Annotated in this window: 22 protein-coding genes and 2 riboswitches; of the genes, 10 read left to right on the top strand and 12 right to left on the bottom strand. The window is 52.1% G+C overall.

Annotated elements, in window-relative coordinates; all coding sequences use genetic code 11:
• A partial coding sequence (locus tag MK323_12010; GenBank protein MCH2482876.1) for an ABC transporter permease subunit occupies positions 1-806 on the top strand: 806 nt, incomplete at its 5' end.
• A gap of 166 nt (positions 807-972) precedes the next feature.
• Here MK323_12010 and MK323_12005 read toward each other — a convergent pair.
• From MK323_12005 to MK323_11980, 6 genes are all read right to left on the bottom strand, one after another.
• Positions 973-2,649, bottom strand: a complete 1,677-nt coding sequence (locus MK323_12005) for a formate--tetrahydrofolate ligase (GenBank protein MCH2482875.1) — start codon at positions 2,647-2,649, stop codon at positions 973-975.
• Positions 2,650-2,891: 242 nt separating this feature from the next.
• Positions 2,892-3,281, bottom strand: coding sequence for a hypothetical protein (locus tag MK323_12000; protein ID MCH2482874.1), 390 nt, complete (start codon positions 3,279-3,281; stop codon positions 2,892-2,894).
• 13 nt (positions 3,282-3,294) lie between these two features.
• Positions 3,295-4,632: an FMN-binding glutamate synthase family protein gene (locus tag MK323_11995; protein MCH2482873.1), complete on the bottom strand. Its 1,338-nt coding sequence runs from the start codon at positions 4,630-4,632 to the stop codon at positions 3,295-3,297.
• 19 nt (positions 4,633-4,651) lie between these two features.
• On the bottom strand, positions 4,652-5,497 hold the full coding sequence (locus MK323_11990) for a GXGXG motif-containing protein (GenBank protein ID MCH2482872.1): 846 nt from the start codon (positions 5,495-5,497) through the stop codon (positions 4,652-4,654).
• The gene (locus MK323_11985; protein ID MCH2482871.1) at positions 5,485-6,420 is read right to left on the bottom strand and encodes a class II glutamine amidotransferase; all 936 of its coding nucleotides are present in this window, start codon (positions 6,418-6,420) and stop codon (positions 5,485-5,487) included. The genes MK323_11990 and MK323_11985 overlap by 13 nt, the downstream gene beginning before the upstream one ends.
• Before the next feature lie 88 nt (positions 6,421-6,508).
• The gene (locus MK323_11980) at positions 6,509-7,978 is read right to left on the bottom strand and encodes a glutamine synthetase family protein (protein ID MCH2482870.1); all 1,470 of its coding nucleotides are present in this window, start codon (positions 7,976-7,978) and stop codon (positions 6,509-6,511) included.
• A 219-nt stretch (positions 7,979-8,197) separates the two neighbouring features.
• On the opposite strand from MK323_11980, the gene MK323_11975 reads away from it, so the two are divergent.
• On the top strand, positions 8,198-8,938 hold the full coding sequence (locus MK323_11975; protein MCH2482869.1) for a FadR family transcriptional regulator: 741 nt from the start codon (positions 8,198-8,200) through the stop codon (positions 8,936-8,938).
• Positions 8,939-8,970: 32 nt separating this feature from the next.
• On the opposite strand, the gene MK323_11970 is transcribed toward MK323_11975, so the two are convergent.
• Complete coding sequence (locus MK323_11970) at positions 8,971-9,540, bottom strand: hypothetical protein (protein MCH2482868.1); 570 nt, start codon at positions 9,538-9,540, stop codon at positions 8,971-8,973.
• A gap of 142 nt (positions 9,541-9,682) precedes the next feature.
• Between MK323_11970 and MK323_11965 the strand changes: the two genes are divergently transcribed.
• The 5 genes from MK323_11965 to MK323_11945 all read left to right on the top strand — a co-directional run bounded on the left by MK323_11965 (position 9,683) and on the right by MK323_11945 (position 13,194).
• Positions 9,683-10,462: an HAD-IIA family hydrolase gene (locus MK323_11965; protein ID MCH2482867.1), complete on the top strand. Its 780-nt coding sequence runs from the start codon at positions 9,683-9,685 to the stop codon at positions 10,460-10,462.
• 338 nt (positions 10,463-10,800) lie between these two features.
• Positions 10,801-11,301, top strand: a complete 501-nt coding sequence (locus MK323_11960) for an ATP-binding cassette domain-containing protein (protein MCH2482866.1) — start codon at positions 10,801-10,803, stop codon at positions 11,299-11,301.
• Positions 11,276-11,563 carry an ABC transporter permease gene (locus MK323_11955; GenBank protein MCH2482865.1) on the top strand — a complete coding sequence of 96 codons (288 nt, stop codon included), beginning with the start codon at positions 11,276-11,278 and terminating at the stop codon, positions 11,561-11,563. Before MK323_11960 ends, MK323_11955 begins: the two co-directional genes overlap by 26 nt.
• A gap of 70 nt (positions 11,564-11,633) precedes the next feature.
• On the top strand, positions 11,634-12,278 hold the full coding sequence (gene coq7 / locus MK323_11950; GenBank protein ID MCH2482864.1) for a 2-polyprenyl-3-methyl-6-methoxy-1,4-benzoquinone monooxygenase: 645 nt from the start codon (positions 11,634-11,636) through the stop codon (positions 12,276-12,278).
• A gap of 25 nt (positions 12,279-12,303) precedes the next feature.
• Positions 12,304-13,194, top strand: coding sequence for a cobalamin-binding protein (locus MK323_11945; protein ID MCH2482863.1), 891 nt, complete (start codon positions 12,304-12,306; stop codon positions 13,192-13,194).
• A 16-nt stretch (positions 13,195-13,210) separates the two neighbouring features.
• Here the strand turns inward: MK323_11945 and MK323_11940 are convergent, their stop codons facing one another.
• The 3 genes from MK323_11940 to MK323_11930 form a co-directional block, all read right to left on the bottom strand.
• Entirely contained in the window at positions 13,211-15,013 is a 1,803-nt protein-coding gene (locus tag MK323_11940; protein ID MCH2482862.1) for a TonB-dependent receptor, read from the bottom strand.
• Positions 15,014-15,103: 90 nt separating this feature from the next.
• A riboswitch (cobalamin riboswitch) is annotated at positions 15,104-15,329 on the bottom strand.
• Between the two features lie 32 nt (positions 15,330-15,361).
• Complete coding sequence (locus MK323_11935) at positions 15,362-16,129, bottom strand: ABC transporter ATP-binding protein (protein MCH2482861.1); 768 nt, start codon at positions 16,127-16,129, stop codon at positions 15,362-15,364.
• The gene (locus tag MK323_11930; protein ID MCH2482860.1) at positions 16,126-17,082 is read right to left on the bottom strand and encodes an iron ABC transporter permease; all 957 of its coding nucleotides are present in this window, start codon (positions 17,080-17,082) and stop codon (positions 16,126-16,128) included. The genes MK323_11935 and MK323_11930 overlap by 4 nt, the downstream gene beginning before the upstream one ends.
• A 168-nt stretch (positions 17,083-17,250) precedes the next feature.
• Positions 17,251-17,445: riboswitch (cobalamin riboswitch) on the top strand.
• 104 nt (positions 17,446-17,549) lie between these two features.
• Between MK323_11930 and MK323_11925 the strand changes: the two genes are divergently transcribed.
• Entirely contained in the window at positions 17,550-18,422 is an 873-nt protein-coding gene (locus MK323_11925) for an energy transducer TonB (GenBank protein MCH2482859.1), read from the top strand.
• A gap of 10 nt (positions 18,423-18,432) precedes the next feature.
• Here MK323_11925 and MK323_11920 read toward each other — a convergent pair whose 3' ends face one another.
• Both MK323_11920 and MK323_11915 read right to left on the bottom strand, forming a co-directional pair.
• The gene (locus MK323_11920) at positions 18,433-19,662 is read right to left on the bottom strand and encodes a CoA transferase (protein MCH2482858.1); all 1,230 of its coding nucleotides are present in this window, start codon (positions 19,660-19,662) and stop codon (positions 18,433-18,435) included.
• Positions 19,663-20,850 carry an acyl-CoA dehydrogenase gene (locus MK323_11915; protein MCH2482857.1) on the bottom strand — a complete coding sequence of 396 codons (1,188 nt, stop codon included), beginning with the start codon at positions 20,848-20,850 and terminating at the stop codon, positions 19,663-19,665.
• A 208-nt stretch (positions 20,851-21,058) separates the two neighbouring features.
• Between MK323_11915 and MK323_11910 the strand changes: the two genes are divergently transcribed.
• Positions 21,059-21,682 (top strand): YjbE family putative metal transport protein, encoded by a 624-nt coding sequence (locus tag MK323_11910; GenBank protein ID MCH2482856.1) that lies wholly within the window; start codon positions 21,059-21,061, stop codon positions 21,680-21,682.
• 40 nt (positions 21,683-21,722) lie between these two features.
• Entirely contained in the window at positions 21,723-23,267 is a 1,545-nt protein-coding gene (locus MK323_11905; protein ID MCH2482855.1) for an SH3 domain-containing protein, read from the top strand.
• Positions 23,268-23,281: the final 14 nt, after the last annotated feature.

Genomic DNA, 23,281 nt, shown 5'->3' with positions numbered 1-23,281 from the left:
ATTGGATATGGGATACCTTCTTCTTCACATTAAAAGGGTTTAATGTATTTTTGATTCAGCAGATCCTGATGCCGATGAAAGCCGCGTATCTCAGTATGCCGGTTGTTGCAACGCTTGCTTTAACCATGGGCGTTGGTTACATCATCGGCGGAATACGATCGGCAGCAATTGTTGGCGGATTTATTTTGTTTATCGCTTTGACAGAATGGTGGGATAGAGCCCTTATTACGATGTACTTAATGAGCTTTGCAGTCATTGTGTCATCCATTATTGGCGTTACGGTGGGAACTTTATGTGCGCAAAATTCGTATTCCGCAAAATTCATTTTATTGGTTTGTGATACGTTTCAAACTTTTCCATCCTTTATATATTTGATTCCCGTGATTATGCTTTTTGGCGTAACCGATACCTCCGTATTAATCGCAGTTATTGTCTATGCCACGGTTCCTGCTACCCGTTATACCGTGGAAGGACTGCGCAGTGTGTCGCCAGATTTGCATGATGCGGGCTCAATGTCAGGTGTCAATCGACTGCAAAGATGGATCAAAATTGAATTGCCCATGTCTTTTCCACACATGGCGTTGGGCGTTAATCAAACCGTCGTGTTTGCGTTATCCATGATCATCATTGGCGCGATGATTGGTACCGATGATCTTGGACAATTTATTTTGAAAGCTTTATCCGATAAAAATGGAACAGGCAATGGACTGACCCTAGGGCTTTGTGTTGCCTTTATTGGTCTGGCCGCTGATCAAGTGATACGAACTTGGGCCAACGACAGAAAGAAAGTATTAGGATTAGCTTAAAACTACTCTCCTAATAGACAAATTACTCCAGGCTTGGACTGTACGGCGCGAACAGCAGCTCGACCTGGCATAACTTAAGTTCACGCTTCAATACTGGCTGCTACCGCATCCCAGCACCGGTGCGCTTGTTTATCAGGTCTCTCGTTCCCCAATAGAGCCTTCTGCACTAGAACAAACCTTCTATTTCACCCTGCTCATTGACCGAGATGCTGTTTGCGGCGGGTACCCGCGGCAAACCCGGCATGGTCATGATCTCGCCGCAAATTACCACCAGGAATTCCGCGCCAGCCGAAAGTCGAATCTCCCGAACAGGCACCATGTGTCCCGAGGGAGCCCCAAGCAGATTTGGATCGGTTGAAAAACTGTACTGGGTCTTTGCCATGCAGACTGGGAAATGCCCATAATCCTTGTTGTATTCATCAAATTGCGCACGAACCTTTTTGTCTGCGATGATGTCATCCGCACCATATACATTACGGGCGACACACCGGGCTTTTTCCCAAAGCGAGAGCTTGTCGTCATACAGGGTGCGGAATTGCGACTGACCACTGTCGGCAAGATTTGCAACGTGGGTTGCCAGAGCTTCAGTCCCGGCGCCACCATCTGACCAGTGTGTGCAGCTAAAGACCTCAACACCGAATTCTGAACAGAACCGGCTGATAGCACCCAACTCGGCGTCAGTATCGGCTGTAAATCGATTGATCGCGACAGCAACCGGAACACCATACTGGGTGATGTTGCGTAGATGGCGTCCTAAATTCTCCAGGCCCGCTTCGACTGCAGCCACGTTTTCTAAACTAAGATCACTCTTGGCCACACCCCCGTGCATCTTCAGGGCTCTGGCAGTGGCCACCAGTACAACCACATCCGGTGCCAAACCTGCCTTGCGGCACTTGATATCAAAGAACTTCTCCGCACCAAGATCAGCGCCGAAACCAGCCTCGGTCACAACGTAATCAGCCAGTTTGAGCGCTGTCTTCGTTGCCACCACAGAATTACAACCGTGGGCAATATTCGCAAATGGCCCACCATGGATCAGCGCCGGATTGTTTTCCAGCGTCTGGACCAGATTGGGCATAAACGCATCTTTGAGCAACGCCGTCATCGGACCCGGCGCATGCACATCTCGAGAATGGACAGGCTTGCGGTCTCGCGTATAACCGACAATTATATTGCCTAGACGACGCTTCAGATCATCTAGATCTTCAGCCAGACAAAAAATCGCCATAATTTCCGACGCCACCGTAATATCAAAACCGCTCTCTCTTGGAAACCCATTGGCCACACCGCCCAAGGAAGTCGTGATCTGGCGCAACGCCCGATCATTCATATCGACTACACGACGCCAGGTGACACGTCTCGAATCCAACTCCAGCTCGTTACTCCAGTAGATATGGTTATCCACCAATGCGGACAACAGATTGTGCGCGGCACCAATCGCATGAAAATCACCGGTAAAGTGGAGATTAATGTCCTCCATCGGGACCACTTGTGCATAGCCGCCGCCTGCCGCACCGCCCTTCATCCCAAAACATGGGCCCAGGCTGGGCTCACGCAGGCAGATCGCGGCGGTTTTGCCGATCCGGTTTAAGCCATCACCCAGGCCGACGCTGGTTGTCGTTTTGCCCTCGCCGGCGGGTGTTGGAGAAATAGCGGTTACCAACACCAGTTTTCCATAGGGTCTGGACTCCAGCGACTTTATAAAATCGTAACTGATCTTTGCTTTGGTGTGTCCATAGGGCTGTAATGATTCTTCGGGAATGCCAAGCTTCTCGCCAATAACCTGAATGGGTTCAGTAGTCGCTGCTCGGGCGATTTCAATATCACTGTCAGGTGTAGACATTTTGTTCTCCAATTTGGAAATCGCCCTTCAAGAGATCTAGCCAATTTGCCGAACAGCCGAAGGAACCCGATTCTGATAGGATGCCACAGTGTAAAAATAGAGCTGAGTATACTGTACGATTGCCAGCTCACATCAGTTAAGAACTGTGGCTTGTTCTGGTGACTTGGTTGAGGCGCACCAAACAACACTGCCCCAACAACAATAACCAAGGCTCCCTTACATTACTCCTTTACAACTAACAGCTAGAATTTTGCGTAGGCCTTGCGCAAGTCAACCATCGGGTGACGGGGTGACATCTGAAACCGTATGAGCAGTTCGCGAGCAATCATGTCACGATCCTGCTGATTATCAGGCAGTTTCATATCTTCTGGAATCGAGACCCAGCCATTGATGTTACGGTCAAAAACAGCCGGTCGGCCATCCTCGTAACCCATATGCACATCCTCGAGCCAGTTTAAATCCCGCCAACCCATGGTATCGATGTACTTTTGTAGAAATGGTGTTACCCGGCGGGGGTCTGGTACCAAGTTAACGTCGTACCGATAGCCGATGTGCTGGCCAATAGTCTGCTCCCGTTCTGTATCTAGACCATCCGTGTTGATGAAATGATCAATATCTTTTTCATTTGTCATAATGAGCGTCTCCTCAGAACCGGGTCATGTCAGGCCGGCCAACCGTATGCTGGGAGCCAGCTAGTGGCACCTGGGCCAGAGCCGATGCTTCCATTGTCAATGCTGCCAGGTCTTCAGGTTCCAGCGAATGTACATTTGTCTTGCCGCATGCCCTGGCCAGCATCTGACACTCAATTGTGAGCGTGTGTAAAAAGTTGTACACACGTTCAGCTGCATCATCCGGATTGAGCCGCTTTCTAAGCTCTGGATCCTGGGTCGCCACGCCGACCGGGCACCGACCCGTGTGACAGTGATAACAATGGCCCGCCTCGACCCCGATCTCTTTCTCAAAATCAGCTTCTGGAATATCCTTATTACAGTTAAGCGCCATTAAAGATGAGTGGCCAATCGCGACCGCATCAGCCCCCAAAGCCAGCGCTTTTGCGACATCCCCACCATTTCGGATACCACCGGCATACACCAGCGTGATATCCCCGGACACACCCACGTCCTCAAGCGCCCGCCGAGCCTGGCGTATTGCTGCTATGCCAGGGATACCCGTCTCCTCGGTTGCCAGGTGTGGGCCGGCACCGGTGCCACCTTCCATCCCGTCGATGTAGATCGAATCTGGATCCGTTTTAGCTGCCATTCGCACATCATCATAAACACGTGCGGCACCCAGCTTGAGCTGAATGGGGATCTCGCCGTTCGTCGCTTCCCGTATTTCCTGAATTTTTAGCGAAAGATCATCGGGTCCCAGCCAATCGGGGTGACGAGCGGGAGAACGTTGGTCGATACCCGCGGGCAGGGACCGCATTTCCGCCACCTGATCAGTGACTTTCTGACCCATCAAATGACCGCCCAGGCCGACCTTACATCCCTGACCAATAAAAAATTCACAGCCGTCGGCCAGGCGTAAATGATGGGGATTGAAACCGTAACGCGATTGAATAAGCTGATAGAACCATTTTTCGGAATACCGCCGTTCGTCCGGTATCATTCCGCCCTCTCCGGAACACGTCGCACTGCCGGCCATTGTCGCGCCACGTGCCAACGCTGTCTTTGCTTCGTACGATAGTGCGCCGAAACTCATTCCGGTAATGTAAATCGGTATATCCAGCTCCAGTGGACGTTTCGCCCGGGGCCCGATAACCGTCTTAGTCAGACATTTTTCCCGGTAGCCCTCGATCACAAATCTTGTCAGCGTGCCCGGTAGAAACGTCAAGTCATCCCAGCTTGGAATTTTCTTAAATAGTGAAAACCCCCGCATACGGTAACGGCCGAGCTCGGACTTGATGTGTATATCATCAATCACCTCAGGCGGGAAAATAAAACTGTGCCCGATGACATCTGTATTTCTATTCGTTGACATGATTTTTGTCCTGAGTTCGTTAAAGCACGAGTTTCTTTTCTGAAGGCTCGAGATTGTCGTAATTCCACAACTGTTTTCCGGCGACAATCTTGGTCATTTTTTCAATGCCGTTTGGTGCCTCTAAACCGTACAGGCCAAACTTCTGAGTCAACCACTGGACATCCAGATCCAACATCTCGCCCTCAACCGCATCTACCCCGAGATTCTCAATCGTGCCCCCCACATAGATCGTGCCATCGTACATTGAATCACCCAGGTGCTTACCTGCATCCCCCAGGATCACCATGCGACCCCGCTGCATCATGAACCCAGAAAATGCCCCCGTGCGACCGCCGACAATAATCGTTCCGCCCTTCTGGTCTATGCCGGTACGACTGCCGACGTCGCCTTTACACACCAGATCACCGCCGCGAATGGCAGCGCCAAATGTGGAACCTGCATTCTTCTCGACGATAATCGTCCCCGCCATCATATTCTCGGCACAGGACCAGCCCACCCGACCTGTGATCACGATGTTCGGCCCATCGATCAGACCGCATCCAAAATAACCCAGACTGCCCTCGAAGCGTAGATTTAGACGGTTCAGGATACCAACACCCAACGAGTGCTTGGCAGCCGGATTCAAAACAGTGATCGTCCCGTAACCCTGCTCCATCGCTTCTCGGATCTTGCTATTGACTTCCTTACTCTCGACACCTTCAGCATCAATCTCAGTAGACTTGGCGAAGTCAACCTCATCTGCCCACGGATAGGTATAGTTATCACTCTCTTCAGATGAGAAGAAGACCTGCTGTGTGCGCCCCGACAACTGCTCAGTGTGCATCCCCATCTCCAGGGATGACTCAACGGTTTTTAGCTCTGCCATATCTTTACCTCTCCCTCGTAGGGATCATAAGTATCGATTTCATGCGGAAATATGGTTCGGATTGCCACTTCCTCTGATGCCAGGGCCACAAAATCATCACTTTCATAAAGCACCATCGGCTTGGCTGCCATCACATCTTTTGCCATACCAAGTTTGTCTTCAGTCGCAACGACATAGGTAAAAACACCATCCAGCTCATCCACAGATCGTGTCATCGCTTCTTCCAGATCATCCCCTCGATCCAGCCGGTCTGCGATGTAGACCGCGATCAGTTCGGAATCACAGTCGGACATAAACCGGTGATTCCGCCGCTCCATCTCACGACGAAATCCCCAATAATTAGTCAGTTGTCCGTTGTGCACGACGGCGATATCGTTATATGGATATGCCCAGTAAGGATGAGCAGATCGAATATCCACATCCGATTCCGTTGCCATACGGGTGTGTCCAATTGCATGAGTACCTTCAAACCCGCTTAGCGAATACTGCTCAGACACAACCATTGCGTCACCAAGATCTTTGATCAACTCCAGCGAATTTCCTACGGATAGAATCTCGACACCCTCAATATCTTCGACATAATCAGCGATGCGCTTCATGTTTCCGTCAAATGAGAATTGGTAACGGAATGCATATTCAGTTGCTTCTAACTCCGCTGTTTTACGCACACCGGATTCCTCAAGACGTCTGTCTACCTCTGCCCGTCTTTCTTTGACCTGGTCGTGAATAAGAAACCCATGCCGCATTTCTTCCTGTTCTGCCACTTTGAACCGCATCACATACTCGTTATCCCGAGGGTTCCCATAGAGGGCAAACCCAGTTGAATCGGGGCCCCGGTGCTTAAGTGCCTGCAACATGGAAGTCAGCTCGCTACCGACATCAGCACTCTTACCGCGGTGAATCAGCCCGGCTATACCACACATAGAAAATCCCTCCGAAAATTGGTTGATCTGTCAAACTGGTCGGGTGAGTGCTGTCCTGGGCAGCAACCCGATACACAATGAACGGGTATTAAGGCAGACAGTCCAGATACGTTTCCATATCCCACTCCGTCGTGGTGTGCATAAAGCGTTCCCATTCGTCGCGTTTGTAATGCTCGAATACCCTGTACATTTCACCAGGCATCGATGATTTAATGACCTCGTCATTGCCCAATTCTTCCAGGGCCTCACCCAGCGACATCGGCAATTTCTTGACTTCTTTACCCGCGTCAATCGCCTCATAGATATTGCGTTCTTCCGCTTCACCGGGATCCAGATCGTTATCGATACCGTCGTCGAAAGCTTTCAGCAGCGCGGAACCCATCAGGTAAGGATTCACCATCGAATCAACCGAACGGTACTCGAATCGGCCTGGTGCAGATACACGCAATGCACAGGTACGGTTCTGATAACCCCAGTCAGCAAAGATCGGCGCCCAGAAACCCGTATCCCAGAGACGGCGGTAGGAATTAACCGTCGAAGAACCGATCGAAGTCAGCGCACTGAGGTGTTTGATAACACCGCCGATAGACTGCAAACCAATCGGGCCGGGGGCACGCTCGTCAACCGATGGATCGGGCATGAAGGTATTCTCACCACCGACCCGGTAGGTAAAAGCCCCTTCCATACCGGGTAAGGAATCAAACCCGAGCGTATTGACCACATCTTCACCGCCGCGCCATAGCGACATATTATGGTGACAGCCCGAGGCCGATACACCCATGAATGGTTTCGACATGAAACAGGCGATCAAGTTATCCTCGCGAGCAACCTGCGCACAGATCTGGCGGTAAGTGGTCAGCCGATCCGCATTACGCAGCACATCATCGAACTGGGTATTCAACTCGAGTTGTCCGGGTGCATCTTCGTGATCGCCCTGGATAATATCGAGACCCATTTGTTGCGAATACTCTATAACCTTCATGAAAGTGGGGCGAAGTTCTTCGAACTGGTCGATATGATAGCAATTGGGTTTGGTCACACCACCGTTCGGCTTACCATCATCACCGCGCTTCAACCACATCATCTCAGGCTCAGTGCCACAGCGCATATCCAGTCCATGCTTATCCTGGAATGCATTGTGAATACGGCGTAAATTACCACGGCAATCCGAAGTTAATGCACCACCCGGATTCTCGCGCTCCTCGCGATTGCGAAACAGTGTACAAAATACACGGCCGACCCGTTTGTCCCAGGGCAATTGACAAAAAGTTTCGGGGTCCGGAATACCAACAAGCTCAGAGGATTCAGGGCCATAACCAATATAGTTACCATGGCGGTCAACAAATAGATTTGCGGTTGACCCATAAACCAGCTGGAAACCTTTTTCGGCGAGGCGCTCCCAATGCGCGGACGGAATACCCTTGCCGACGATGCGTCCAGTGACCGAAATAAACTGGTAATACATATAGTCGACACCGGTTTCCTTAATTTTTTCGCTGACCTGCTTGACTAGATCGTCGCGTCCTGGCTGTGCTACATGGGCTTCTAGGTCGGTCATTTTTCTCTCCTTTAGTGTCCAGCTGGACTGGTGTGTTCTGTGATTATACCAATATAAGACCTTTAAAGATTGTGGAGGAGACCAGAAACGGTCAACATTAACTCTTGGAATAAGCCGATGTCAACACAGTAAACTTAAATCTTATTTCTTGTATACCGGACCAATACTAGATAAGCTAGTACCGATTTATACCAACTTAATACCTATTTAAACCGAGTGATGGCTAATCAGACTCTTATACAATCCAGTCATCCCGATCACGCGGTCGCGCGTATACCTGATGCGGCCGATGTCGGCGGTTCCGCGGGTATCGCAGCACAGTTACGACGCTCAATAGTTGAGGGTGTTTATGGGTTTAGTGACCGTCTACCCGCGGAACGGCATCTTGCCGAAACCTTTGACGTTTCCAGAGGAACGATTCGCGAAGCACTCCGTCGACTCGAAGAACTTGGGATGGTCACACGAGAGATCGGCAGCGGCACCTTTGTTACCTATAGAGAATTTGCCGAACAGACTGCCATCGCCGACGTCACCAGCCCTCTCGAACTGATCGATGTACGCTTTGGCATCGAGCCTCAGATGGTAAGACTAGCAATTGCCAACGCCACGGCGATTGATATCGAACGACTCCGCAAAGCACTTGCTCGAGTGGAATCAACACCGACTGACCCGGAAAAATTCACGCTGGCTGACAGCGAGTTTCACCTGTCACTGGCAGAATGCACGCGCAACCGACTGATGGTCTGGCTCTATCAGCTGATCAATGAAACCCGTACGCACACCCAATGGGCCTCAATGAAGGATACAATTCTGACTTCTGAGCGTATCGCCAAATACAATGCCCAACACCGACAGCTCTACAACGCGATCGCAAGCCGTAATATCGACGCGGCAATTGCAACGATTCACGAACACCTCGAGCGCGCACGCATCGATCTCATCGGCGCGATACGTAAATAAAGTACAGGTCCACAATATCTTGATGATGTAGGTCAGATTGTACTGCTCGCTTTATTCCAGTCTGGTTTAAACCCAAGAATGATTACATCCTCGGGCATTCGGGAATTGAACAGCCGGTTGTGCCAGTATGTTGCCTGATAGGCAGGGGTGTCGTCGGCCAGCTGCCGTACCGTACAAGGTAAAGTGTAAGCTGCGCTGAACTGAGAAAACGCCAAGGTGCAGAGCCGCTTGGCCAGCAACGCTCGAACCAAAAGACCGCCGGGCTGAAACAACGCGGTTAACTCATCAGAGAACTCGTGTGGCCTCTGATAATGCGTCGCTGAGAGGAACTTAAGACCATTGGCGAATCGATCTGCTGGATCATGGGTCTTCTGCACCAAATATCGAAACCGGCTTGCATCACTTTCTGCCGACTGTCTGTTGATAAGTACAGTGATTGCGGTGGAATAACGGCCATCCTCTTTCAGGCCATCCTCTTTCAGTAGGATACGAGGTTGCATACCATCGCTCGGCCGGCCTTCGCCCCGACGCATGGCGATCTGACGTAAGCGGCATTGCCATCCCAAAAAGCTTTGCTCTAAAGCCTCGGCCTGAGTGTCCATACCAGCTAACTGTGCGTCAATACGCAGTTATTGGCAACAGATCCCGGAACCGCAACGCCGTCTCGAAACTTGCCCCGACGTTCTGTTCCTCGTGTTCTGCGGTTAGACTAGCCCACCTTCAACCCATCTCCGTAGATGAATAGTGCCGCAGCCTGATTTTTTTATCGACATAGACGGTGTGCTTTGTGATGGGCCGAACCTGATTGAAGGTGGACCGCAATCGCTGTCGTTTCTTCGTTCCCAAAGCAGCAGGTTCTTGCTCGTCACCAACACCACAAGAATGTCTGCTTTAGATATTGAATACAAACTCAATGACATCGGCTACAAAATCACTGGCGAAGAAATTTTCCCGGTCTCTCAAGCCACCGTGGAATATGTGAACTCCAAGTACGGTCATGCACACTGCTTCCTGATTGGTGATGAAAATCTTGATTCGCTCTTTCGAAGCCATGGTCACACAGTCACCCGAAACGAAGAACCCGTTGATGCGGTGGTCATCGGGCAGGCGCAATGGGCCCATTTTGGAGAGATCGATATAGCCAGGCGTCTGGTCGAAGCCGGTGCAGAACCGGTGGCGATGCACAAGGATCCCACCTGGCCAGACGGTGGCATCATTCGAATCGGGCTGGGACCTATCGTTGCCGCACTCCAATCGGCAATCTCCGGAAAGATCACACTGATCGGCAAACCTGAAACGGCTTTTTTTGAAATGGCTCTCACACGGGCAGGCTACCAGAGATCAAACACGATCATGATTGGTGACAGCCCTCAGACAGACATCGCTGGCGCGATTAGTGCAGGCCTGAAGACCCTTCAGGTTCGCACGGGTAATGGGGCAGACACCTCCCCGAAGGGCTGTGATTGGGTATTGAACTCCATAGCGGAGTTGCCCCAGTGGTACAGATCCAACTTCAAGAATTGAAGAACAATTGAACGCGTTCCCAGACCGAGTGGACTCAACCGCGGCTACCCAAATACAGACCGACCCCATCATCATGTGCAGGGCCCTGCACAAAGCATACGGCGAACTGGAGGCTGTCTCGGGGCCTCGACCTTGGACATCCAGCGCGGCTGCTGTTTTGGCCTGCTAGGGCCCAATGGTGCTGGTAAAACGACTACCTTGCGCATGCTCCTGGGACAGTCGCGGAGAACTTCGGGAGTTCTAAGTATTTTCGGTAAAAGTATTGACAGCAATCTGCGTGAAATCCGACAACGTACAGGTATCGTTCCCCAGGCTGACAACCTCGACCCAGATTTTCAGTGTTTGAAAACCTGCGAATATATGGTCTTCACTTTCGGATCAGATCCTCGTTACTGGAACACCGCATTCCCAAGCTACTTAAACTGGTTGAACTTGATCACCGGGCAAAGGATCGCATTTCAACCCTGTCTGGCGGCATGCAACGCAGACTGATCCTGACCAGAGCGCTGATAAATGACCCCGATCTACTGGTTTTTAACGAACCAACAACGGGCCTTGATCCTCAGGCCCGGCACATGATTTGGTCCCTGATCCATCGGCTAAAACGCAATGGTAAAACCATTTTACTGACCACCCATTACGACGATATCGTCATTGGGGAGCTGCTCTGGTGCGCCAGCAAAAGCCTGGTCAGTGGCTCGGCGATCCTCGCCGTGGCTGCTGTTCTAGGTGCCGTTGCTGACTGGAGGGCTGTACTGGCTTTGCCCGCAACATTTTCTGACCGGATTTTGCTTTGCAGCACCTGCACTCATTATGACCGCACTGGCGAAAGGATATGAGTTCTTTACGTTCTATCTCACATTGGTCATGACGCCCATGTTCATCCTGTGCGGTGTCTTCTATCCCACGGCCAGTCTTCCTGCTCCCATGCAGACGTTCGTTCAGTTTTTGCCGCTCACGCACGCGGTGGCCTTGATCAGACCGCTGGTTGTAGGCCGACCCGTAATAGACGCGTGGCTGCATATCGGTGTACTGGCAGTTTTTGGTATCGTTGGCACCTGGGTCGCCGTAGCGCTGGTCAGACGGCGTCTGGTTTTATGATCAGCCCCCCTAAAATGGTCGTAGCCTTTAAACTAGCACTACTAGACTTGAGCAACCCGAGCCCAGGCCCTTGGCTGAACGCACCTATTCTTCTCTAGACCGTCTGATCTGTGCCGCTGACGACACTCTAGCCGTATTATTTGGTCGTCAAGCCGGTACGAACCGACCTGATCCCGCGGAAGGAATCGTCGAAGGGGACTTGACCCCGACAGAGAAAAATCTGTCTGCACGACTCATGCGGGTTAACCACGTTGGCGAAATCTGTGCCCAGGCTCTGTACCAGAGCCAAGCCCTGACATCGCGTTCAGAGAGGGTGCGAAAAACCTTGAGCCTGGCTGCGCTCGAGGAGCAAGACCATTTGCGCTGGTGTGAGAACCGCATCAATTCCCTTGGCGGACGGAAAAGCCTATTGAACCCAGCCTGGTATCTGGGTTCATTTGTGGTCGGGCTTGCCGCCGGATTTGCTGGAGACCGGATTAACCTGGGATTTCTTAGAGAAACTGAAAAACAGGTTGAAGGCCATCTTCGCTCCCATCTGGATCGCCTACCAGAAAAAGATCTCGCTAGCCGAGCTGTCGTCGACGCCATGAAAGAAGATGAGCAACAACATGGGGAAACTGCACATCAGGCCGGTTCGGCCGACCTACCGATACCCGTAAAATCGCTGATGCGCCTAGCCAGTCGGGTTATGACAGGTACTGCGCACTGGATCTAGTCGCTCCCACACACAGCGCAATCTGATGTCTACCATACTGTCCTGGTCAGTAAAATTACTCGTGGTGATGATTCTGGTTTGCGCCAGCCAATTAAAGGCTGAACCAATCTCAGTAACCGATGACATTGGAAACGTCATCACGCTGTCAGGACCTGTCCATCGAGCAATCAGTCTAGCTCCGGCACTGACGGAAATCGTCTATCACGTTGGCGGCGGTAATAGCCTGGTCGGTACCGTTGAGCACAGCGACTATCCCGCAGCCGCACGCAAGATTCAGCGCATCGGTGCACACGACCGGTTGGATTTTGAGACCATACTGAAACTCCAGCCGGATCTCATACTTGCCTGGGCAAGCGGCAATCCGTCAGATCAGCTGAACCGCCTCGAGAAACTCGGACTGATTGTTTATCGCGCAGAACCCAGCACACTTGAAGGCCTGGCAACCACAATACGGCAGATTGGCAAAGTGGTTGGAAGGGCTCAGGAGGGATTGGCGCGAAGTCAGGAACTACTGATCGAGGCCAATGGGATTAAGCAAGAATTCGGCCATAGAAAAAACCTCACCGTTTTTTATCAGGTCTGGCATGAACCGATCATCACCCTCAATGGCAACCACATCGTCAGTCAGTTGCTCCGTAGTTGCGGTGCAACAAATCTGTTTTCCGACCTTCCGGACATTGCCCCCGTGGTGTCTCTGGAGTCAGTAATCAAACGAAATCCGGAGGTCATCGTTGTTGGCGGAACACCAGATGGTGCGCCTGAGTGGCTGAAAAAGTGGGAGGCCTGGGGTGATATCACTGCAGTCGCCCGCGGACATCTTTTTTCTGTGAGTGCTGATCTGCTACACAGACACTCTCCACGAATTATCCTTGGACTGAGGAAACTTTGTGAGACTCTGGAGCAGGCGCGGCAGTGAAACTAACCGGAGACCATCAGTTCTCTGCCTGGTAATGTAGACGAAGAAACCAAGCTCGTCCCGGCTCACGGTAGTTTGTTGCAGTGGCGTACTTTTCATCTAGAAGGTTATTGACCTCTGTTCTGATGGCCCAGGACCTGTTCAACTCGTACACAAAGTGCCCGTGAACCAGGGCATAGCTATCGAGCTGGGAACTGTTGGCTTTATCGTCGTAACGGCTTCCGTGATACTGCAGGCTCAGTCCATAACGCCACGTCTGATGCTGACGATCTAAATCCAGCTGGACCACTTCCTTCGCACGCCGGGGCAACCTGTTGTTTGTGCTTTTGTCAATGGGATCAGACAACATCAGGCTGGTCACTATCTGCCAATCCTGTAACTGGCCCGCCCATTCGATCTCAACTCCGTCTATTCTGGCTTCATCGACATTGACCGACGCAAAGGTCACAGGGTCATAACCAATTAAATCGTCAATTCTTGTCTCGAAACGACGTATCGCCCACCGGCTCGATCCAGTGTCTCGACTCAACCCGACTTCAAACGATGATGACGTTTCGACATCCAGTGTCGGGGTACCGAACCCCGGATAGTAAAGATCATTAAAACTCGGCGCTTTGAACGCGGTCCCATAACCGATGTTGAGACGATACCCACTTGTCAGATCGAGCGCGTAATCAACATTTCCAGTCGTATGCGTACCAAACTGTTCGTTATCGTCAATTCTTGTACCGGCCACTACATTCTGAGATCCAAAGGCACCTTGCCATTGCAAGAACACGCCCAGATTTGAACGCTCGCTGACATCGTAGGTTACCGAACTGTCAACAGATTCATTAGAGTAGTCTGAACCGACGGTGAGCAAGTGCTGGCCGCCAACAGGCCAGTCTAATTGACCATTTAGCTGATACCGCGTGGTATCAAACTTTCCGTCTGACACACCGTCTGCAAACGTCTCCGAATCATCCAGGCTTCTCCCGAACTGGATGCTACCCAGCCAGCCTGCCTCATCGGCATGTTCCAGCCGAAGATTCAGAACCTGCAGGGTATAGTCCGAGTCGTGGACAACTGACTCTCCAGCCCACGCATTATCAAATGCTGTATTGCCGCTCGCATGCAGCAACGACAAATTCAGATCGTTTTCAGCATCCAGATACTTTGTCCAGCGGACTGTCAGGGAGGTATTGTCGTAGCCATCCTTATCCGGCTGTGCACCGGTCTGACTGTCTATACCATCGGTATTTAAGTAACCCACATTGAAACTGTAGCTGGAGTCTGAACTGAATCCTGTTGACCCCGCACCTACGGTAAACGTGTTGTAAGTCCCGTAACCCGCTTCAGCGTGCGAACTTGTCTTCCCGGCACCATCCTTGGTGAATATCTGGATTACCCCGCCGACCGCTTCGGAACCGTACAGACTGGACCTCGGCCCCCGAACAATCTCAATACGATCGATCTGATTCAGCGGCAAATGTTGAAACGCTGTTGTACCAACTGTTGCCGAATAGAGTTTGACACCATCTATCAGCACCAGAACATGTCCGGAATTGGTTCCGCGCATGAAAATACTGGTATTCTTCCCATAACCGCCATTGCGCGTAAGTTCTATACCCGGCACAGAGGATAAAAGTTCTCCCAGATCCCGCGCTTCGCTATTCTGGATATCTTCACTGCTGATGACAGTGACTGGAGCCAGTATCTGATCAGCTGTTTGCGCGGTTCGCGTCGCTGTGACTACAACTGGCTCAAACGCAAGGGCGCCTCTCACTACGGTTAAACATAGGACTGCAACTACAAACTTCAGAAGGTAAAAACGGATCACTGTTTGTCTCCGGCACACCACCCGTATGCTGTTGGGTGGGGGGTAACCGACCGACTTCAGCAGATGGCCCGCAACCGCCCCACGCGGTTAATTAAAGGGTCCTCTGCAGGCCGGTCTCCGGACTCGTGAGCGAGTGTCTTAAGACACTTCGAACAACGCCTTCCCATGGTTAAAACCACAGTGGCCGTGTGCTGCTCGATATAACTCACCTACCGTTGCGGGGGCAGTGCCGGATTTGCTTGACATGATGCTTACCGGCTTCCCATTTATCTGCGCGGCAAACCGCCGGCACAGAACCTGCAAGGAGTAACGAACGATAAATAGGAAAAACGCTTAAGTCAATCACTCTCACCCCGGGTAGAACCATATGCCGTCGGCAGTATTGACCATTCGCATGGTGTGGTTATAGACCCGTGAGAGCGTGGCTTCAGTTGCCAGTGTTTCTACTGGACCTGATTCGGCCCGCCCTTCGCCGAACAACAACAACAAATGGTCGCTGAAACGCAATGCAAGATTGATATCGTGCATCACGAGTATCACCACCCCGTTACGGCTGCGCCAGTCGGCGATTAGATCCCCAAGCATAACAACTTGATAATGCATATCAAGGTGATTACTGGGTTCATCCAACAAAAGAACAAGCGGCTCCTGCGTCACCAGGGTGGCCAGATCCGCTCGGCGACGCTCTCCGCCGGAAAGCGATGTCATACTGCGGTCACTCATTTGATCAAGGTCGACCAGTTCAAGTGCCTCCTGGGCCTTCTGAATGTCCTCAACGGACTCTCCTTGAAGGGGATTCAACCAGGGATGACGCCCGGTCAACACCGTATCAAGCACCGATGCAGGAAAGAGGGTCTCATTTTCCTGAAACAGGATACCCAGTCGTTGCGCCCGGGAACGGCGACTGAGATTCATGACCTCCTGGTCATCCAGGATTATCTGGCCACTGACCGGAGTTCTCAAACCAGCCACGGTCTTAAGCAGGGTGGACTTACCTACGCCGTTGCGCCCAAGAACGGACCAGACTTCACCTGGATTGATCCCAAGCGATAGATTCCGACAGACACAGGTATTACTGATCTCGATCGACAGATTTTTCAGAGCCAGAAGACTCATGCCCGACCGCCTGCCCTGTCACGCTGCAGTAAATAGAGAAATACTGGGACACCGATGAATGCTGTGATTACACCAACGGGTAGCTGATTTGGCGCCAGAACTGTTCGGGCTGCTGCTTCAGCCAACACCAGAAGCACCCCACCGAGCAATACTGATCCGGGCAGAACCAGTCGGTGATCTGAACCTCCCCAGAGCCGCACCATGTGCGGCACAACAAGACCCACAAAACCGATTGCTCCAGCGAGTGTAACTGCTGATGCTGTCAGCAACCCCGCCATGAAAAATAATCCCACCCTCAAAAGGGTTGTATTGACTCCAAGAGATTCAGCGCGCAACTCACCCAGCGACAGGAGATTCAAACTGCGCGCAAAACCAAACGCAACCAAAAGCGAGACGATCAATAGTCCCAAGCGGATCCAACCCGGAAAGGTTTCACTGATATCACCCATCAACCAAAACAGCATCCCTCGAACATGAGCGTCTGGGCTGACTGCAAGAATGAAACTGACGACCGCACCCCAGCCAGATGCCAGAACAACACCGGTCAGGAGAAGGCGGGTCGTCGACCAGTCTCCACTCCCCCGTGAAAGCACAAATACCAGAAACATTGAAGCCAGTGCTCCAACTGCGGCAGCGCCTGAGATCCCGGCCACGTGCCAGCCGAGTAAAATTGCGAGCAGAGCAGCGACTGCCGCTCCACCGGAAACACCCAACACATACGGATCTGCCAGTGGATTTCGCAGCAGTATCTGCATGAGCACACCTGCCAGCCCCAGCATTCCGCCAACAACAAATGCGGTAGCAGCACGAGGTAACCGCAATTGAAACACGACCGCGTAGTCGACCGACAAATCTCGTCCCCTAAGACCCTCCACCACACTGGCCCAGTCGATAGACACGCTGCCGGCTGACAATGCAACCGCGAATGCACCGATCGCTAACAGTAAAAGCACAAGCAAGATCCTTGAATTAACCGAGGTTGTGCGTTTAACGGTCGAGGAAGGCATGGGTTGCGGTGAATTAAGCAACAGGGGTGACACTTAGTATAGCCACTCTGAACACACTCTCTTGTGAACCCCTTTTAGTCAGGATCAGACTTGAATTTGACTGTGCCGTAAGAGAATATCGCCCTGCGAGCTGGTCCTAACAGGGTTAAAAGGGAACAAGGCGCACGCTAGAGCGTGTCAACCTTGGCTGTACCCGCAACTGTAGGCGGCGAGCGGCAGACTGTTTACGCCACTGGTCATTGACCGGGAAGGTGAATCTACCGCCGTGATCCGCAAGCCAGGAGACCTGCCAGCAGCACGCGTCGCTCACCTTGTGGCCGGGAAAAGCTTGAGGTGCGGTAATCCGGAACGGCGACGCCGAACAGACCGGAGCAAGCCGTTTTGATGAGCGTGACAATCCGCATCGCAGGAATGTGCCGACAGATTCAGACATCTGGCACCGGCCGATGACCCTGTCTCCAATGGCCACAGCCGCCGTTTTCTCGTGTGTTGTTCACGTCGGCGTCCTGGCTGTATTTGCCCATACAAACCGTCCTCCGGAGTTGACTGAAGAGATTGTCTTTGCCTCGACCCTGCAGGCAACGCTGATTCAGCAAACGCGAGATGCTGGCGAGACCATCGAGCCATCAGAGGCAACAATTGAGACTGTTGAAACAGAGCAGATGGATAAAACCAGTAAGATGAACAAGCACGTTCACGAATCGATCACCACGGTCACCCAGGAAAGAGACCAACTCAAAATCGCCGCTAAAGCCCTGCAGACCTCATTGGCACATGCGACGCAGGACAATCGGTCACTGGCAGAAAACCGCGTTGAACTTCGAACTGAAAACCTGCTTCTTAAACAACAGTTAAGCAAACTGACGTCTATCAATGAAGAATTGGATCGGGTAATTGCGGAACAACATGCCCGAACACTACAACCCCCATCTGACTCACAGGCAGCGCCGGCTTTGCCCACACAACAAGCTTCCAGAAGCACACCGGATACGGGAAATGCTGCGGTTAACCACAAACCCAGACCCGTTGCCGGTAACCCTAAACCACACTATCCACTTCTGGCCCGTAACCGGGGAATCGAGGGTCGCGTTGTGGTCAATGTCTCAATCTCTGCTCAGGGCACAGTCAAAACCATCAGTGTCGGACAAAGCAGCGGATCTCGCCTGCTGGATAAAGCGGCTGTAAAGGCAGTAAAGAAATGGCGCTTTCACCCGGTGTTACACAATGGGAAAGCCATACCGTCTTCCGAAACTGTACCGATAGTTTTCAGATTAGAAGACTCTTAAAGCCGGCAAGTCAGATCACATTTTCCTGACGCAGGACCTGAATACGATCGTCACTGTAGTGTAAAAGATCGCGTAACACCTGTTCAGTGTGTTCACCCAGCAGTGGCGGTGGGCGCTCATAGACCGGAGGTGTATCTGCGAGTTTCAGTGGACTCCCCACAATCTCAAACCGGTCCGACAGTGGGTGTGCCATTGGCACACGCATTTTCCGATGCCTCACCTGAGGCATAGCCAGCACTTGATCGATGGTGTTGATCGGCCCCCACGGAATCTGGTGACGATCAAGATCTGCTGCCCACTCTTGCGAACTACGCTGTTTTATGATGCACTCAAGTTCGGGTAGCAGTTCTGTACGGTGTTGCACACGGCCCGTATTAGTGGAAAAGCGAGCGTCCCTGGCCAACTCCGGCACGCCCGCTAACTCGCAGAAGCGTTCAAACTGTGTATCGTTCCCGATCGCAATAATAATGTGCCCATCCGACGACTCGAACACCTGGTAAGGCACCACATTGACGTGTGCGTTACCGGCTCTTATCGGGACCTGGTTCGAAATCATGCAGTTCATCGCCTGATTGGCCAACATCGCGACTTGGCAGTCGAGCAGCGCCATATCAATGTACTGACCTTTATGGGTAACTTCCCGACTGAGCAGCGCGGCCTGGATAGCTGAAACCGAGTACAGGCCAGTAACCAGATCCGAAATCGCAACACCCACCTTCTGCGGCCCGGCACCGGGTACACCATCGCGCTCACCGGTGATACTCATGAGACCCCCGGTACCCTGAATCATGAAGTCATAACCGGGCCGTGCTGAATCGGGACCATCCTGACCAAAACCTGTGATAGAGCAGTAGATCAGTCGTTCATTGACCCGGCGCAGCGATTCGTAGTCCAGCTCGTATTTTTTGAGTCCGCCAACTTTAAAGTTCTCTACCAGGACGTCTGATTTCAAAGCCAGGTCCCGTATCACTCTCTGGCCTGATGGATGACTGATATCGATACACACTGACCGTTTACCACGATTCGCCGAGAGATAGTAGCCGGCCTCGGAGGTATCACTATCGTCTGCCGCCTTCAGATACGGTGGCCCCCATCCACGGGTATCGTCACCGGCACCGGGACGTTCAATCTTGATTACCTCTGCACCCAGATCAGCGAGGATCTGCGTACAGGATGGGCCGGCCAGAACCCGACTGAGATCCAGAACCCTGAACTGAGAAAGTGCACCGGCCACCGACATTCAACCGGTAAATGCTTGAATCCCGGTTTGCGTCCGCCCCAGGATCAGCGCATGAACATCGTGAGTACCTTCATAGGTGTTCACAGCTTCCAGGTTCATGACATGCCGGATGACATGATATTCATCAGACACACCGTTCGCCCCGTGCATATCCCGGGCAACACGCGCAATGTCCAGTGCTTTGCCACAATTGTTCCGTTTAAGCATTGAAATTGCGTCAGGCAGCATACGACCCTCGTCAATCAGTCTTCCTACCCGCAGCGCACCATTTAACCCGAGAGCAATATCAGTCTGCATGTCCGCGAGTTTCTTTTGAATCAACTGATTTGCAGCCAGCGGCCGGCCAAATTGCTCGCGCTCCAGTACATAGTTACGTGCTGAGTGCCAGCAGAACTCCGCAGCTCCCATTGATCCCCAGGAGATACCATATCTCGCCCTGTTCAGGCAGCCAAATGGTCCGCTGAGTCCACTTGCGCCGGGAAGAATGTTTTCTTCGGGCACGAAGACATTGTCCATCACAATTTCCCCGGTACTCGATGCGCGCAGGGAAAATTTACCTTCAATTGCAGGCGTAGACAGCCCTTCCATATCGCGATCAAGGATGAATCCCCGAATCGCGCCTTCATCGTCTTTGGCCCAGACAATAAAAACGTCTGCGATGGGTGAGTTCGTGATCCACATTTTTGATCCGACCAGACGATAGCCGCTGTCCACGTGGTGTGCTCGCGTCCTCATGCCGCCAGGATCGGATCCGTGGTCGGGTTCGGTAAGCCCGAAGCACCCTACCCAGTCTCCTGCAGCCAGACGGGGAAGATATTTTTCCTTCTGTTGATCTGATCCGTAGGCGCTTATCGGGTGCATGACCAGGCTGGACTGAACACTCATCATTGACCGGTAACCCGAATCAACGCGTTCCACTTCCCGGGCTATAAGGCCATAACAGACATAGTTAAGTCCAGCACAGCCGTAACCCTGTATGGTCGATCCGAGCATCCCCAGCCCACCCATCTCATAAAAAATGTCTCGATCTACCGTTTCTCGCCGATTCGCTTCAAGAATTCTAGGTTGTAGTCGATCCTGGCAATAACGTGCCACGGTATCCTGGATCATCTGCTCATCATCAGTGAGTAAATCCTGGATCAGCAACGGATCCATCCACTGAAATTCGGCCTTTTGTATATCTTTCATCGATTACACATCTTGCTCTGCTGGAGCAACAGGCACTCTGGTGCCACTTAGTATTCTAGCCACCTTAACTGACGACCGGGCAAACTCAATCACTACGACTACAGTGTTGTGCTGAGAGGTAATCCAGACCTATCTCGAAGATCAGTATAATCGGTTATCTCGATATTCAATCTCCAATTACTTCAAGCGTCGCCATCTATTCGTAAGCATGCAGACTATTATTGATCAGATCTGGCCTTTATTTCAGGTTGTACTGGTAGACCTGGTTCTGGCCGGTGACAACGCTATTGTTGTGGCACTCGCAGCTGCCGGAGTACCCGCTGCAGCGCGGCAGAGGGTCATATTTATCGGAATAGCAGGTGCCGCAATCACCCGCATTCTGTTCGCCCTGATCACAGTAAAACTTCTCCACTTCCCTGGCCTACTCCTTGTCGGTGGCTTGCTGCTGCTCTGGGTATGCTGGAATTTGTGGCAAGATCTTAGGACCAGTGGATCGCGTGTAGATGATCAAAATGTGAAGCGCGAGACCAAGTCGGTGCGCCAGGCAATTATCCTGATCATCATAGCCGATGTGTCAATGTCACTGGACAACGTGCTGGCAGTCGCCGGCGTGGCTCGAGATAACACCGTCGTTCTGATTATCGGCCTTACCTTGTCGGTGGCACTGATGATGTGCGCGGCAACAGTAATCGCGCGACTTCTGCAGAAACAGCGGTGGATTGCTTATGCCGGGCTTGCGATAATACTCTATGTTGCAATAACCATGATTTGGAGTGAGGTGGGCGAGATCCCGGAGATCTTCACACACTATTTTTCCCGTGAAAACCTGTGAACCTATACTCTGTGCCAGAATCTTTTCGGTTCTGGTTATCATGTTTTTGCTCCTTGGACCCCATGGCGCCATGGGTGACGAACTCCGGGATGCGGTAAAAGCCTACGACAATCACGACTACCAGACCGCCGTACGAATCTGGCGATCCTACGCTGCAAAAGGTGACATTCAGGCTCAATATTTTCTAGGTGTCGCGTATCACAAAGGGCATGGTGTCAAAAAAAGTCTCAACCAGACGATCGCCTGGTTCCGTAAAGCAGCGCAAGGCGGGCATCCTACCGCCATGTTCAATATGGGGTATGCGCACTGGTTTGGAATAGGCGTCCGGCAGAACCTGGGTCGGGCCGTGGACTGGTGGAAGAAATCTGCAAAGAAAGGCGAAGCGGCAGCCCAGTATAATCTGGCACGTTGCTACCTTTCAGGCAAAGGCACAGGACGGGATTTACGAGAAGCATATTACTGGATCAACCTGGCTGCCGCACAGAAATACCCGGGCGCTGACAAAGACGTTTTGATCATCCAACAGGAAGCCAAACGCTCCGGTCTTACACTGACGGAGTTGTCCAAGAACACTACAGCCCAGGATTCGACGGCACCAGATTCAATCAACCCAGCCAGCAAGTCCGGCTTCAATGCGGCAACGGTCGGGACTCGTGGCGCTGTTGTTCACTTATCCAAACCATCGTCCAGCGCTATCACAAAACTTTCCAGCGGCACACCGATCAAGGTGATCAGTACCCGCGCCAAGTGGTCCCAAGTAAAAATTCCAGTGGCTATCAATGTCTGGGTTTTCGGCGCACTGATTGCCCAAAATGGCGACACAGCCCGGGTTCTCGGTGAAGGGGTTCGAGCCCGGACACGACCATCAACCCAAAGCGGTTCGAGCGTTATTGGAAACTTCGAAAAAGGTGAGTACGTGCGTGTACTCAACACCTCCGGAGACTGGAAAAGGGTTACAGCACCCCGCACGATGCGTGCATGGATACTGTCAGAGAAACTCGAGATTCACCCGTCTGTTACCGATAAATGGCTCGATCGGTGGCAAAGTGCTACGGCCCGGCTTAATTCGGGTGAAACGACTGAAAATACCGCTATCGATATCTCACCTTCTTCAGACAGCAGCCAGACCAGCGCACTCTTCCGAGCCGCCCTGGTCACCCAGCCCAATGCCCATGTTCTGAGTCGACCAGACGCCAGTGGCACTGTAATCGCCTTACTCGACCCCAATACGCCGATCAAAATAATCGGCAGCAAGGGAAACTGGAAGATGATTCAGTCACCCGATGGACTCGACGTGTGGGTCTGGGGCAAGTTTATTGACGAGCGGGGTGCTGCTGCAATAATTAACCGCAACCGCGTACGCATCCGATCCCGCCCCAGCACGACTGGAGAATCGGACGTACTTGGTGTACTGGATAGCGGCACAAAAGTTACCGTTGTCTCACGCAAAGGCGACTGGGCCAGGCTTCGTATCTTCGGTGCCGTCTCGGGCTGGATAGACAGCGCCCAGGTGATGACCCTGCCGACCGTCTCCGACGACTGGCGAGCACGATGGGCATCTGCTCAGGCCCTTTCAACCCGTTGACAGACCCGCTCGAC

The organism is Gammaproteobacteria bacterium, assembly GCA_022450155.1.
GTDB lineage: Bacteria > Pseudomonadota > Gammaproteobacteria > Arenicellales > UBA868 > REDSEA-S09-B13.
The sequence above is the reverse complement of the archived record's forward strand: the minus strand, read 5'-3'. Positions and strand labels throughout refer to the sequence as shown.

What these genes read in the sequence shown, in the direction of transcription:
- MK323_12005 (MCH2482875.1), bottom strand. Translation starts at nt 2,649, where the DNA reads ATGTCTACACCTGACAGTGATATTGAAATCGCCCGAGCAGCGACTACT.
- MK323_12000 (MCH2482874.1), bottom strand. Translation starts at nt 3,281, where the DNA reads ATGACAAATGAAAAAGATATTGATCATTTCATCAACACGGATGGTCTA.
- MK323_11995 (MCH2482873.1), bottom strand. Translation starts at nt 4,632, where the DNA reads ATGTCAACGAATAGAAATACAGATGTCATCGGGCACAGTTTTATTTTC.
- MK323_11990 (MCH2482872.1), bottom strand. Translation starts at nt 5,497, where the DNA reads ATGGCAGAGCTAAAAACCGTTGAGTCATCCCTGGAGATGGGGATGCAC.
- MK323_11985 (MCH2482871.1), bottom strand. Translation starts at nt 6,420, where the DNA reads ATGTGTGGTATAGCCGGGCTGATTCACCGCGGTAAGAGTGCTGATGTC.
- MK323_11980 (MCH2482870.1), bottom strand. Translation starts at nt 7,978, where the DNA reads ATGACCGACCTAGAAGCCCATGTAGCACAGCCAGGACGCGACGATCTA.
- MK323_11975 (MCH2482869.1), top strand. Translation starts at nt 8,198, where the DNA reads ATGGCTAATCAGACTCTTATACAATCCAGTCATCCCGATCACGCGGTC.
- MK323_11970 (MCH2482868.1), bottom strand. Translation starts at nt 9,540, where the DNA reads ATGGACACTCAGGCCGAGGCTTTAGAGCAAAGCTTTTTGGGATGGCAA.
- MK323_11955 (MCH2482865.1), top strand. Translation starts at nt 11,276, where the DNA reads ATGACCGCACTGGCGAAAGGATATGAGTTCTTTACGTTCTATCTCACA.
- MK323_11945 (MCH2482863.1), top strand. Translation starts at nt 12,304, where the DNA reads ATGTCTACCATACTGTCCTGGTCAGTAAAATTACTCGTGGTGATGATT.
- MK323_11935 (MCH2482861.1), bottom strand. Translation starts at nt 16,129, where the DNA reads ATGAGTCTTCTGGCTCTGAAAAATCTGTCGATCGAGATCAGTAATACC.
- MK323_11920 (MCH2482858.1), bottom strand. Translation starts at nt 19,662, where the DNA reads ATGTCGGTGGCCGGTGCACTTTCTCAGTTCAGGGTTCTGGATCTCAGT.
- MK323_11915 (MCH2482857.1), bottom strand. Translation starts at nt 20,850, where the DNA reads ATGAAAGATATACAAAAGGCCGAATTTCAGTGGATGGATCCGTTGCTG.
- MK323_11910 (MCH2482856.1), top strand. Translation starts at nt 21,059, where the DNA reads ATGCAGACTATTATTGATCAGATCTGGCCTTTATTTCAGGTTGTACTG.
- MK323_11905 (MCH2482855.1), top strand. Translation starts at nt 21,723, where the DNA reads ATGTTTTTGCTCCTTGGACCCCATGGCGCCATGGGTGACGAACTCCGG.